13 protein-coding genes and 1 tRNA gene are annotated in these 13,944 nt (G+C 32.3%); 13 read left to right on the top strand and 1 reads right to left on the bottom strand.

What is annotated here, in order from left to right; translation table 11 throughout:
* Positions 1 to 180: 180 nt before the first annotated feature.
* The 13 genes from DB895_RS06400 to DB895_RS06340 all read left to right on the top strand — a co-directional run bounded on the left by DB895_RS06400 (position 181) and on the right by DB895_RS06340 (position 13,609).
* A complete protein-coding gene (locus DB895_RS06400; RefSeq protein ID WP_116724536.1) occupies positions 181 to 1,434 on the top strand; it encodes a tyrosine-type recombinase/integrase in 1,254 nt (417 codons plus the stop codon).
* A gap of 429 nt (positions 1,435 to 1,863) precedes the next feature.
* On the top strand, positions 1,864 to 2,151 hold the full coding sequence (locus DB895_RS06395) for a helix-turn-helix domain-containing protein (protein ID WP_116724535.1): 288 nt from the start codon (positions 1,864 to 1,866) through the stop codon (positions 2,149 to 2,151).
* A 36-nt stretch (positions 2,152 to 2,187) separates the two neighbouring features.
* Positions 2,188 to 3,534: a hypothetical protein gene (locus tag DB895_RS06390; RefSeq protein WP_133242651.1), complete on the top strand. Its 1,347-nt coding sequence runs from the start codon at positions 2,188 to 2,190 to the stop codon at positions 3,532 to 3,534.
* A 73-nt stretch (positions 3,535 to 3,607) separates the two neighbouring features.
* Positions 3,608 to 5,179 carry a type I restriction-modification system subunit M gene (locus DB895_RS06385; protein ID WP_116724533.1) on the top strand — a complete coding sequence of 524 codons (1,572 nt, stop codon included), beginning with the start codon at positions 3,608 to 3,610 and terminating at the stop codon, positions 5,177 to 5,179.
* A gap of 12 nt (positions 5,180 to 5,191) precedes the next feature.
* Positions 5,192 to 5,860, top strand: a complete 669-nt coding sequence (locus DB895_RS06380; protein WP_116724532.1) for a restriction endonuclease subunit S — start codon at positions 5,192 to 5,194, stop codon at positions 5,858 to 5,860.
* Entirely contained in the window at positions 5,857 to 6,468 is a 612-nt protein-coding gene (locus tag DB895_RS06375; protein ID WP_116724531.1) for a restriction endonuclease subunit S, read from the top strand. The genes DB895_RS06380 and DB895_RS06375 overlap by 4 nt, the downstream gene beginning before the upstream one ends.
* 8 nt (positions 6,469 to 6,476) lie before the next feature.
* Positions 6,477 to 6,887, top strand: coding sequence for a hypothetical protein (locus tag DB895_RS06370; protein WP_145958729.1), 411 nt, complete (start codon positions 6,477 to 6,479; stop codon positions 6,885 to 6,887).
* 55 nt (positions 6,888 to 6,942) lie between these two features.
* Positions 6,943 to 7,611: a DUF3800 domain-containing protein gene (locus DB895_RS06365; protein WP_116724529.1), complete on the top strand. Its 669-nt coding sequence runs from the start codon at positions 6,943 to 6,945 to the stop codon at positions 7,609 to 7,611.
* Between the two features lie 2 nt (positions 7,612 to 7,613).
* Positions 7,614 to 8,120 (top strand): hypothetical protein, encoded by a 507-nt coding sequence (locus DB895_RS06360; protein WP_116724528.1) that lies wholly within the window; start codon positions 7,614 to 7,616, stop codon positions 8,118 to 8,120.
* Between the two features lie 219 nt (positions 8,121 to 8,339).
* Positions 8,340 to 9,062, top strand: coding sequence for a hypothetical protein (locus DB895_RS06355; RefSeq protein ID WP_116724527.1), 723 nt, complete (start codon positions 8,340 to 8,342; stop codon positions 9,060 to 9,062).
* 9 nt (positions 9,063 to 9,071) lie between these two features.
* Positions 9,072 to 11,954, top strand: a complete 2,883-nt coding sequence (locus tag DB895_RS06350) for a type I restriction endonuclease subunit R (RefSeq protein ID WP_116724526.1) — start codon at positions 9,072 to 9,074, stop codon at positions 11,952 to 11,954.
* A gap of 22 nt (positions 11,955 to 11,976) precedes the next feature.
* Entirely contained in the window at positions 11,977 to 12,336 is a 360-nt protein-coding gene (locus DB895_RS06345) for a hypothetical protein (RefSeq protein ID WP_133242650.1), read from the top strand.
* A gap of 877 nt (positions 12,337 to 13,213) precedes the next feature.
* Complete coding sequence (locus tag DB895_RS06340) at positions 13,214 to 13,609, top strand: hypothetical protein (protein ID WP_116724524.1); 396 nt, start codon at positions 13,214 to 13,216, stop codon at positions 13,607 to 13,609.
* Positions 13,610 to 13,831: 222 nt separating this feature from the next.
* Here DB895_RS06340 and DB895_RS06335 read toward each other — a convergent pair.
* Positions 13,832 to 13,916: transfer RNA gene (locus tag DB895_RS06335), tRNA-Ser, on the bottom strand.
* Positions 13,917 to 13,944: the final 28 nt, after the last annotated feature.

Here is a 13,944-nt window from a genome sequence, read left to right as displayed (position 1 = left end):
AAACATACCACAAACTAAAACCTAATTTTTACTCAAAAATAGTTTATAACTGCAATAATAACAGAACTTAACAAATATTTTTAATTTTGCTGTAATTTTCAGTATAATGCAACAATTTACATTTAATCGTACAAATGCCGTACAAATTTTGTATATTTGTTTTATTGTAAATTACAAATTATGGCAACCATCAATTTTTTATACCGTTCAACGAAGGAAAAATCGAATTTACATCTACGTTTATTATATCGTTTTGATGACAAAGATTTTGTTTATGGTGCAAACACCAAGTTTGAAGTGTCAAAACAGTATTGGAGCAAACTACATAAAAAAAATTCAAAAGATATTGGGATTACTAATGAAAAAACCCGTGTTAACACCGAATTAAATAAAATAGAGAACCATATCTTAAATGCCTTTAATCTTGCCAATCCTAACGAGATAAATAAAGGATGGTTGCAAACACAAATAGACTACTATTATAACCCACCTCTTCAAGCGGAAGCATTGCCAAAGGAGCTGACCAAATACCTTGATTTTTACATTGAATACCGTAAACACGAATTAAAGGACACCTCAGTTCAAAAGTTTAGGACTATTAAACAGAAGATTGAAGAACTGGAAATTTTAAGAAGAAAGCCTATATTAATAAAGGATGTAAACGACAGCTTTAAAAATGAATTTGTAAGCTTCTATAAAACAAAAAAGTATGCTCAAAACACGATGCAACGTGAACTTACATTTATTAAGACTGTTTGCAGGCACGCAAGATTTATGGGAATAGAAACAAGTCCTCAATTAGATAGTTTACGATTAGACCAGTCTAAAGTTGAAAAGATATACTTAACAACGGATGAATTGCAAAAAATAGAACAGATTGAGAAAGCTAAATTGACTGACAGTTTAGAAAATGCAAAAGACTGGTTAATTATTAGTTGCTACACTGGACAACGAGTATCTGACTTTATGCGTTTCACTAAAGAAATGATACGTGTTGAAAAAGGCAAAAACCTGATTGAGTTTACCCAAAAGAAGACAGGTAAAATTATGACCATACCAGTACACCCAAAAGTTATAGAGATACTCAACAAAAGAAATGGAATGTTTCCTTATGCTATTTCTGACCAGAAATACAATGATTTTATTAAAACCGTTTGTGAGATAGCCGAACTAACCTATAAGATAAAAGGCAGCAAGCATATTGAAACAGCACCAAAGAGCGGAATATTTAGAAAAGTTGATGATATGTATAGAAAATGTGATTTGGTTACTTCACATATAGGAAGACAAACCTTTGCAACCATACACTATGGCAAAATACCTACATCGCTATTGAAAAACATTACTGGTCACACCACCGAGAAGATGTTTCTTACCTATATTGGTAAAAGTAGTGAAGATTTAGCCTTGGAAACCTTCAAATATTTTGACTAAAATTGAAAACTGGTCATTTGCTCGCTTTTTTACAAAATAAAAGAAGCTTTTTTCTTATATTATTTTAAATTAATGTATAGATTTATACATATAAAATAACAATAATATGTTAAATTTTAGTTAAATTTTTGCGAAAAACTAAATACTATGAGTTGGTTTTTCACAATTGTTTGATTGTTAGCAATTTAACTCTTATTGCCCTACTTGCCAACTAGGGTAACTATAATGCCCTATTGCCTATCTTTTTTTTATTTCCGACATTTGTAATGTAGAAAGTAACAAACTCGAGAACGTTATTCCTACCAACTTTTAAGGCCTTGAAAGTTGTATTGATTAGATTCCCATTTACATATAATTATGTATGTTCAAGAAAAAAAATACATTCTTGGAGCGGGATAAGTATGTTTAATTTTTAAAGGAAAAAAGGAAATGGAAAATAACATTCAATTTATTCAAACAACACCTGAACAATTGGCAGAGCTAATAAGTAAGGGTGTGAAAGGTCAATTAGATGACTTCAAAAAAGACTTTGCTGTTAATACTCCTGATGAGCTATTAACAAGAGAACAAGCCTTTGAATTTCTTAAAATCGATAGCACAACGTTGTGGCGTTGGACAAACAAAGGAAAAATTACCGCTTATGGTATAGGTAACAGGCGATATTACAAACGAGCTGAATTGCTGGCGAGTTTAATACCATCAAAAAAAGTAGCATAGTACTTCATTAAAAAAAAAATCAAAAAAATAAACGTTATGAAAAATATACAACCATTTGTGATGGTAAACAATGATTTACTAGCCACACCAAGACTTAGTTCAACTCAAAAACTATTCATATCCTATATAATAGGATGGCAGAAAAGCGGACTAAGCTGTAAAATGACCAATAGAACTCTAGCAGAACATTTCGGGATGAAATATGCTGGAATTAGGTCGATGTTAAACAAACTTAATACGTATAAATTCTTTGAAACTACTCAGTTTGGTCACACAGTTGACGGTTCTAGTTGGTCTTCTGGACACGAAATGAAAGTGGATGAAGCTAAACTGGTGGAGTTTCTTAATGCTGGAAAGTCGGAAAAAAAAGAGGCTATTGAAGAAGTGTCTTCAATTGAATATAGTGAAGGAAGAGTTAAACTAAGTAATACAGAAAGGCTAAATTTGATTAAAGAAGGCATTGAAGCTTTAAAACCAATAGAATTAATGTTGAAAAACGAAAGCTTCCTTTTAAGTCATAATAAAGGCACTCCTATTGAATCCCTTGAAGAATCGTTAAACAGTGCTGATTTAATTGATGAGGCGTTTTTAAATGAAATGGAAAGGGACTTGTTAATTGTCACAGAAGTTCTACAGAGTAATAAGAAGATACACCACCTTATGACAAACGATTCAGAATCACAAATGAAAGAAGGGATTTTGGCTAAAGAACCAGATAAAACTAATTCAATAGTTGAGAATTTAGTAAATCAATTGGCAAATAATAACAATCATAAACCGCAACCACCTTCACATTTTGAACTTACTTTTGATTTAGATGGTATGGTTAACATAAGTGATATTCTTGAATATGCTGAATTTGGTTTATATGATGCTCCCTTTTTTACCGAATACTTTGATGCGGAACAAGTCATTTTTGGAGATTTAATAAATTATATAATTGAATTAAGAAAGGAGCAAAAAAGCGAGAATTATAATAGCGTTGAGATTACTAATGTGCTTCTGAATAATTTAATCCAAATTATCCAAATAGAAGAATCAGAAAACAATAGCTCAACAAAATCCAAAGAAGTTGTTGAATTATTGAAATATATTTTGGAGAATGATGGACATAAGCCAGCACCTTTTCTATTGCCTGATTATAAAATTAACATAAATGAAAATGTTAATCTATTAGATGTTATAGAAGACATAGGTTTTGACATACAAGACAGTTCCTATTTTACAGATTTCTTTGAAGAAGAAGAAGTTGTCTTTGGGGATTTAGTAAAGTATATCATTGAAACAAGAAACGAACAGGATGTTGAAGGTTACGATAGTTTAGAAGTTACTGATTTGGTGTTGAAAAATTTAATCGAAATAATTAGTGAAGAACCAGCTTAACTTCCTGTCAATAAATACCAAGATTAATCTTAAAAAATGTAAATTAGCCATCACTTAATTTAGCACAAATAAAATGTCAGAAGACCAGAAGAAACAGCTCGAACAACAGCTTTGGAATATAGCCAACACCTTGCGTGGCAAAATGAATGCCGATGAATTCCGTGATTACATCTTGGGGTTTATTTTTTACAAATACCTAGCGGAAAAGATGGAAATCTTTGCCAATGGCATCTTGAAACAAGATAAACTTCATTTTCGTGACCTGAAAACATCCGACATCCACAATGCCGAAATCATTGAAGCGGTGAAGGAAGAAGCTTTAGAAAAACTAGGGTATTTCTTGAAACCTGACGAGTTGTTTAGCGAGGTCGCTAAACGTGGGAATAGTGATGTGGTAGGTATTAGCAACTTTATACTGGAAGACCTACAAAAAATCCTGACCAACATTCAACTGAGTACGATGGGTACGGATAGCGAAGAGGATTTTGATAACCTGTTTGAGGATATGGATTTGAACAGCACCAAGCTCGGGAAAACTCCAGAAGCCAGAAACGAAATTATCTCTAAAGTCTTATCGCACTTAGATAAAATTGATTTCAAGTTAGAAAACTCGGAGCTGGATGTTTTAGGTGATGCGTATGAATATTTGATTGGGCAGTTTGCCAGCGGTGCTGGTAAAAAAGCAGGGGAATTTTATACCCCACAAGAGGTGAGTATGATACTGGCGAAGTTAGTTACAACAGGCAAAGACAAATTGAAATCTGTATATGACCCTACTTGTGGTTCTGGTTCATTGTTGCTTCGTGTGGCGAAAGAAGTTAAAGAAGTAGGTGATTTTTATGGTCAAGAAATGAACCGTACCACCTACAACTTAGCCCGTATGAATATGATTTTGCACGGGGTACATTACCGCAAGTTCGACATCAAGCAAGAAGATACTTTAGAGCATCCTCAGCACCTTGAAAAACAATTTGAAGCCATTGTCGCCAATCCACCATTTTCAGCTCAATGGAGTGCTAATCCATTGTTCACAAGTGATGACAGATTTTCCCAATACGGAAAATTAGCACCTAGTAGCAAAGCTGATTTCGCCTTTGTGCAACATATGATTTACCATCTTGCCGAGAACGGAACTATGGCAATTGTATTGCCACACGGTGCTTTGTTTCGTGGTGGTGCGGAACAGCATATTCGCAGGTATTTGATAGAAAACCGTAACTATCTCGATGCGGTGATTGGATTGCCAAGCAATATCTTTTACGGAACTAGCATACCAACCTGCATTATGGTGTTCAAGAAATGCAAGGAACAACCAGAGGATGTTTTGTTCATAGATGCCAGCCAGCATTTTGAAAAGGTAAAAACTCAAAACGTATTGAAAGAAGAACACATTGATAAAATCGTTTCAACCTACCGCCATCGTTTAGAAGAAGGCAAATACAGCAAGCGTGTCCCTTTGCAATTGATAGCCGATAACGATTATAACCTGAACATTCCACGTTATGTAGATACCTTTGAAGCCGAAGACATTATAGATATTACAATTGTTTCTGAAAATATAAAAAAAATAGCAATAGAAACAACCCAAATAAATGCTAGAATAGCTAGTTTTTGTACCGAACTAGGAATACCAACCCCTTTTTAAATTTAAGCAACAATGTTAGAAAACGATAATTCAAAAAAACGGTTACAGTTTAAAGATAAAAACGGTAATGACTATCCTGAATGGGAAATTAAAAAGTTGGGAGATATTGCAAAGTTTTATTCTGGCGGAACACCTTTAACTACAAAGCGACAATATTTTGGTGGAAAAATACCATTTATTCGTTCTGGGGAAATTAATTCGAGTACCACTGAGCAATTTATTACAGAAGAAGGTTTAAAAAAATCTTCGGCAAAATTGGTTGAAACTGGAGATATTCTTTATGCTTTGTATGGGGCAACAAGTGGTGAAGTTGGCATTTCAAAAATTAATGGAGCAATTAATCAAGCGGTATTATGTATTAAATCTAATGAGAATCATTTTTATATTTATTCATTTTTAAAATTTAAAAAAGAAAATATTATTAAAACCTTTCTCCAAGGTGGACAAGGAAATTTGTCCGCTGATATTGTAAAAAATATATCTCTCCCGATTCCAACCCTTGAAGAGCAAACCAAAATCGCTAATTTTCTTTCTTCAATAGATGAAAAGATAGAGAAAATGGAGCAAGAATTAGCAGAGTTAAAATCCTATAAAAAAGGGGTAATGCAATTGATTTTTGATAATGAAAACGCTGGGAACGCCCATTTTGTAGAGAGAGAGAGAGAGAGAGAGAGAGAATAACCTATAGTTACTTTAAAGATGATAATGGGAATGAATATCCAAAATGGACAACTAAGAAATTGGGGGAAATTGCTACTTTTTCAAAAGGAAAAGGAATATCAAAAAGTGATATTACAGAAAATGGAGAATTTGAATGTATTAGATATGGAGAATTATACACTTATTATGGTGAAGTAATTGACGAAATTAAATCAAGAACAAATAGCAAGTATGAAAATTTAGTTTTTAGTGAAGCAAATGATGTAATTATTCCTGCTTCTGGTGAAACACAAATTGATATTGCAAAAGCATCTTGCGTTATAAAATCAGGGGTCGCTTTAGGAAGTGACTTAAACATCATTAAAACAGAAAATAATGGAATTTTTCTATCTTATTATTTGAACAATAAAAAGAAAAAAGATATTGCAAATCTTGCTCAGGGCATTTCAGTTGTCCATCTATATTCAAGTCAATTAGCATTGTTAGATATAGATTTGCCTTGTATAGAAGAACAAACCAAAATCGCTAATTTTCTAATGGTAATTGATGAAAAAATAAATCATTGTCAATCGCAAATAGCAAATACAGGGGTCTGGAAAAAAGGATTATTACAACAAATGTTTATATAAATTAGAGTATGATGAATTCAGAAAACACCAAAATATTAAAACAGCTAGTAAATCAAAAATTGAAATATGAAGATTTACTAGAAAAAGGGTTTCAAGATGACACAATAATTGTCGACACGATTTCATATAATGACGGGATGTTTAGCAAAACTGTCTTTATAAAAAAACGATATTATGAAGGGTTAACATTAGAAGTTGAAAACAATCATTTTTTTGTCATTTCATCAAACAATTTGTCGCTTGAACAAGCCGAAATAGAAAATCATATAATTGATTTAGAAAATGAAATTACAGCTCTCGATAATAATATAAAAGCCTATATTATGGAATTTGGCTGGTATGACCAAGCTAAAATTCTTGAAACAAAGAAAAATTTGTTAGAAAAAAGGGTAATAGAGATAAGGGAAACTAAAGGCTAAACAACCTGAAGTGTTTTAAAACAAAGAATTATTACAACAAATGTTTATATAAATTATGAATAAAACATTCAACATCTATTGTGACGAAAGTTGCCATATCGAGAACGACCATAAAAAATATATGTTTTTAGGGTCAACGAGTGTAGCCTATAATCAGGTCAAATTACACACCGAAAAAATTAATGAATTAAAAAAGAAGCACCACTTTTTTGCCGAGATAAAATGGTCTAATGTCTCAAAATCAAAAATTCGTTTTTATCTGGATTTGGTTGATTACTTTTTTGCCACAGATTTGCAATTTAGAACCGTAGGCATTGAAAAAGCAAAAATCAACAATGATGCTTTCAAACAATCCTATGACGACTTTTATTATAAAATGTATTATTACCTGCTGAACCACAACATCAACAGTTTGTACAATTACAATGTCTATTTAGACATTAAGGACACATTGAGTGCTTATAAAGTAAACAAACTAAAAGTTGTTTTGAATACCAAATTTGGCGTTTTTAGGAACGTTCAAAACATTCGTTCCCACGAGAGCATAATAATGCAAGTAACGGATTTTATGATGGGAGCCATCTCCTATCTTCACAATCAAGATGAAAAGAAAAATATCGCAAAAATTCAAATAATTGACAAAATAAAACATCATTGCAATGATGCTCTATTGAAGACCAATTATTCCGATAAATTGAATTTGTTTTTCATCGAATTACGATAGTTATGCCATTAAATTTACTAAAAAGATACAATGAGCTTCTTGATTTGGCTTCGCTTAATGAACCGCAAAGGTTGGCTTCATTAAAAGGAGTGTTCAGTGAAGCTTTTATAAACAGACAACCAATACACTTTAACAACAAGCTAGTAATTCCTTGTCCAAAAGATGGTGCTATTGGGATGGACACATTATTTAGACATCTAACAACTGTAATCACTGACAGAGTTACAAATAAACGAGAATTTGAAATGAGCAGGTCAAAAAGACTTCATTGGGTTCGTTACCATATTGATTGTAAAAAGAAAAACAATATGATGCTGTTTACAGTGAAAGAACCAGAAGGATTGAGAACTTATCTGTATGACGTTGATGAAAAATATGTTATTGTATTTGAACCCAAGATAAACCAAAACGTTTATTTTTTACTCACAGCTTACTATTTGGAAGGGAAAGATGCACAAAGAGATAAGATTGCTAAAAAATATAAAAGGAAGTTAGACGAACTATTATAAAAGCAAAAAACGCAGAGCATCTGGGCTTGCGTTTCTCGATTTCCTTTTCTCGAGTGAGAAATGAACTCGGTGCAAATATAAGGAATAAATCTATTACTTATCAACAATTGTTAATAATTATTTAACAAATTTTACAAAGACCAATATGTTATATTTTTAATTGAAATCAACTGACTATTAGACAGATAAGAATAACATAATCTACAATTTTATAAGAATATGACGAAACAACCACAAGCAATATTAGAAGAGCAAAATAAAATATTTGGTTATTCTGAACGTGGAATAATCAATTCACTGATATTCAATATAGGTGAGGATAAAAATCTTTTAAGAGAATTTATTGGGTTAATTAAGTTGCCATATCCAATTGATGTAGGAGAACCGAAAAAATATACCATACTGCTAGAGCAATCTTTTTCCCGATTTGGTGATGCGGATTTGATAATCATTATTCATTATGAAAATAAAGAAGACAAAAAGGTTTTGTTCTTTGAAGGAAAAGTAAAAACCTATAAAAAAAACTGGAACATTGAAACTGAATTTGGAAAGTACATTGAACCTATAAATAGTGAACACAAAATAAGACCTAAAAATTATTGGTCAAATTTATTCTCCCAGCTTTATTTAAAGAAATCATTAATTGATAATTGGATAGAAATTAACGAAAAGGGCGGTGTTAAACTATTAGAGTCTGAAAGGGATAGAAAAATAGGAGAGAATAAAATTGTGTTGAAAGCCTTTAAAAAATTGAATGGTTGCAAGCAAAATTATTATATTGGGCTTATTCCAACATTAGAAGAAAACATTAAAAAATTTAAGGGTAAAACAGATTTTGACTTACATTTTCTTTCTTGGGAAACAGTTCACAAGTTTTGCAAAGACAATAAATTAAAAAAAGTGTTAAAGATGTTTAAATACAATGATGGGCAAATTTATTAATCTTATATAATGGCTAAACAACCCGAAGCAATATTAGAAGACCAATTAGTAGCACAGCTCCAAAAGTTGGGTTATGGTTTAGTGCAGTTAAAAGACGAAACCGAACTTCTTGCAAACCTTAAACACCAATTAGAAATTCACAATCGTCAGGCTTTAATTAAAGCTGGTAACGCTAAATTTTCGGCAACTGAATTTGAAAGGGTGTTGAATATCCTAGCCAAAGGTTCTGTGTTTGAAAAAGGTAAAAACCTAAGAGAGAAACAACACCTTGTTAGGGATAATGGTGACAACTTGTATTTTGAGTTTATGAACACCGAGCATTGGTGTCAGAACCAGTTCCAAGTGACCCACCAAGTCAGTATGGAAGGTAAGTACAAAAACCGTTATGACGTTACCCTGTTGATTAACGGACTGCCTATGGTTCAAATAGAACTAAAGCGTAGAGGTTTAGAACTAAAAGAAGCTTTTAACCAAATCAACCGTTACCAACGCCATTCATTTGGTTCTAATTCAGCTCTATTCCAATACATACAAATATTTGTAATCTCAAATGGTGTAAACACCAAGTATTACGCTAATAATAGAAACCAATCCTTCAAACAAACGTTCTATTGGACTGACAAAGAAAATAAACGTTTGACCAACATTCTAAATGGGTTTACAAGTGAGTTCTTAGAACCTTGCCACATATCCAAAATGATATGCAAATACATCGTTTTGAATGAAGCTTATAAAATTCCTATGGTGCTAAGACCCTATCAATTTTATGCAGTAGAAGCATTGATTGACCGAGTGAAAAACAGCACCAAAAACGGTTATATCTGGCACACCACTGGTTCAGGAAAGACACTCACCTCTTTTAAAGCCAGCCAAATCATAATGAATTTGCCAGAGGTTAAAAAAGTAGTGTTTGTAGTGGACAGGAAAGATTTAGATTACCAAACCACCAAAGAATTTAACAGTTTCAGCAAAGGAAGTATTGACGGAACAGACAATACCAAAGCACTGGTAAATCAGTTTACAGACGACACCAAGTTGATAGTAACCACCATCCAGAAACTAAATACAGCCATAAGCAAAAAGCAATATTTGGACAAAATGGACAAGTTGAAGAATGAACGTATTGTGTTCATATTTGACGAATGTCACAGAAGCCAGTTTGGAGAAACGCATAATCGTATCAAAGCGTTTTTTAAGAACATCCAGATGTTTGGATTTACTGGAACGCCAATTTTTGCAGACAATTCAGTAAAGAACGATTTAGGAAGAAGAACCACATCGGAACTGTTTGGAGAATGCCTTCATAAATATGTGATTACGGATGCTATCAAAGATGAAAATGTGTTGAAGTTTGCGGTAGAATATGTAGGTCGGTACAGGGAAAAAGCAAACAGGGAAACCACAGTTGACATTGAAGTAGAAGACATCGACACCAAGGAATTGATGGAAGACCCTAGCCGATTGGGCAAAATTACGGACTACATCATAGCCAACCACAGCCGTAAAACCCATAACAAAGAATTCACTGGAATGTTTTGTGTATCAAGTGTTGAAACGCTAATCAAATACTATGATATTTTCCAAAAGAAGAAAGAAGCTGGCGAGCATAATTTAAAAATAGCCACCATTTTCAGCTATGCAACTAATGAAGATGATGCAGATGCCAACGGTTTTATTCCAGAAGAACTGTCTGTTGTAGAAGAACCACCCAGAGCTTTATATGGATTGCAAGCTCACAGCCGTGAGAAATTAGATGAGTTTATTGGTCATTACAATCAAATGTATGACACCAAGTTCTCGACCAAGGACAGCGAGAGTTATTACAACTATTACAATGATATTTCAAAGAAAGTAAAAGAACGTAAGATTGATGTTTTGTTGGTGGTGAATATGTTCCTGACTGGATTTGACAGTCCTACATTAAGCACTTTGTATGTTGATAAGAACTTGAAATACCACGGATTAATACAAGCCTATTCCAGAACAAACAGGGTGTTGAATGAACAGAAATCACAGGGAAACATTGTAGTGTTCCGTAACCTGAAAAATGCCACGGATGAAGCCATTACGTTATTCAGCAACAAGGAAGCCATTGATGTAATCATAATGAAACCGTATGAAGATTACACCCAAAAATTCAATGATGCCTATGCGGAATTGGTTAAGCTTACACCAACAATAGATAGTGTAAACGAATTACAGACCGAAGATGATGAACTGGCATTTATCAAAGCTTTTAGAGACTTGATGCGGTTAAGAAACATAATGAATTCATTTGCTGATTTTGATTGGTCAGATTTAGAGATGGATGAACAACAATTTGAAGACTATAAAAGCAAATACTTGGACTTATATGACAAGGTTGTTGAAGAACGCAAAAAAGAAAAGGTTTCAATTCTTGAAGATGTGGATTTTGAATTGGAATTGATACACCGTGACGAAATTAATGTAAACTACATTATCCAGCTATTAATCAAATTGAAGGCGAATACTAAAGGTGATACTTCAAAAGCGGAAAATGAGATATACAACCTACTGAATACCGAAGCCGATTTAAGAAGCAAACGAGAGTTGATAGAGCGATTCATCAAAGAGAATCTTCCCGTTATAGAAGACACAGACGATGTGCCACAGGAATTTGAAAAGTACTGGAACGAAGAACAGTTGAAAGCATTTAATCAACTGGTAAAAGACGAAAATCTATCACCAGAGAAAACAGAAAAACTTATTGAAAACTACCTGTTCTCAGAAAGAGAGCCTATGCGTGATGAGATACTGGAATTGATTGAAGGCGATAAACCAACCATACTTGAAAGAAAGAAATTAGGTGATAGAATCCTGAATCGGATAATTGGATTTGTTGATACGTTTATTAATGGTATTGTGGGGTAATGAAAATTCTAAAAGAATAATTATGGCAGTAAAATTTAACTCAGAAAGCGAACTAAAGCAATATAAGATATTAAACTTCAACTTAAAACTAGAACCTTTTAATGTTATGGTTACTGGCGAAAAGAAATTTGAATATCGGGATATTAGTGACCATTGGAGAAGTAGATTTTATAATAAAGATGGTAGTTTAAAGCATTTTGATTATGTGAAATTTACACACGCTTATAGTTCAAAAAACCCTTTTTTTATTTGTGAATTCAAAGGATTAGATGTAGTTAAAAATGTTCATATAAAATATAGCACTGGATTTGAGGTGAATTTTGATGATGAACGCTGGGCAGTTAAGCTTGGTGAAATTGTATTGAAAGGGAATCTAAAATAATAACCCCCCCTGCCTCGTTAGCCCCCTCTCCCTGTTGATATAACCACCCCCGTATGGGTAGTTATGATACTTTAAAAAAAATATTTTTTAAAATTTTCCCTTTAAGTTCTATTTGAGTATGAATAGAGTTGAAAGCGTTTTTAAAGCACCCCCTGTTGATTCAGGCACACACGTTGTTATTCACAAGGTAATAATGCTAATGACCCTGAATTGGTCTATATTATGAGTTTTATATGATGATTCAAAGAAGATTTAATTAAAAATATTTTTTAAAATTTTTTGTTGAGTTTCTATTAAACAAATTATGTTGAAATAGAAACACCCCCTGTTGTTTATCAAAATCAATATATAATATAAAAAGCAGGGGATGTTGTTCTGAAAACAGGAAATATGTTCTTTAAACCACTATATATAAAAATATATATAATATTAAAAATAAGAATATAAATAAAATTAATTACAAGAAATATATAAACCGTTTTTTTTAAAACATACTGCTTTATCTATTTAATTTTTAAACCATATCAACTAACAATATTGATTCAAACCATTATATAAAACATATTCAACTTTAGAGAGCGAAGCGACACCATTATAAAACAATATCAATTAAAAAGTTTTTCTTTATTCTATCAATAATTATCTAATGGATTAATCTATCTTCAATCAAATTGGAGCGAAGCGACACCTAGTTTTAAAAACAACATCAACTAAGACATTTTTTGAATATTTTTAATTACATTCAAACCTAAAGGGGTTGCCAGCCAACAACCTTAATTAATTTTGGCATATCATTTTTCTCAAATACTTCCTTAACAAAATTTAGTTTTTTCCTTTTTTTGCGTCTTAATTGATATTTATAAGTAAAGAAATAAATATGAGAAATTTAAGTGTTCAACTAAGAAACGGAAGAAAAATAACAATAGAAGGATTCAATATGATTCCTACTTATTCTGGATTAATTTCTGGTGAGCCTGATGAAGAATTAAACCACACTATTCTCAAAAAAACATCATATCCGAGTGCTTGGGGTGAAAGAAAAGTTGTTTACAAACAAGCCAATATAAAAATATCAGACACTGAACTAAAACCCTTTATTTATTCAGCTTGGTTAACCAGCAAACCAATAAATGATAAAAAAAATCAATTTGATGGTTCGTCAATCATTATGGTTTGGTATGGAAATGAACCGAAAAATAAATCCATTCAAGAAATAATATTAGTTGAGTTAGAAAATTTTGACTTGAGGCACTTTGAAAATTACAATATTTAAAGACTCAGTCCTTTTTCACTATTTGTTAACAAACTCAAACCTAAATGAAGTGCCATCCAATTAACTTAATTAGATTTTGGCATATCGTAAAATTCTATTTATATTTACTAAGAAAATATAGCTTTTTTAACCAATTTAAAGCCCATCGTACATTAATCGTACAATAATTAAAACATAAAAACCGTAATAGCCTATATTGTAGCTAATTACGGTTTTTTAAAGCAGAGAGGAAGGGATTCGAACCCTCGATATGTTGCCATATACACGCTTTCCAAGCGTGCGCCTTCAGCCACTCGGCCACCTCTCTATTTTATTTGAGTTTGCAAATAACCATA

The organism is Flavobacterium psychrotolerans (assembly GCF_003097635.1).
In the GTDB taxonomy this organism is placed as follows: Bacteria; Bacteroidota; Bacteroidia; order Flavobacteriales; family Flavobacteriaceae; genus Flavobacterium; species Flavobacterium psychrotolerans.
Note: the sequence above shows the minus strand (reverse complement) of the source record. Positions and strands in the feature narration are given on the sequence as shown.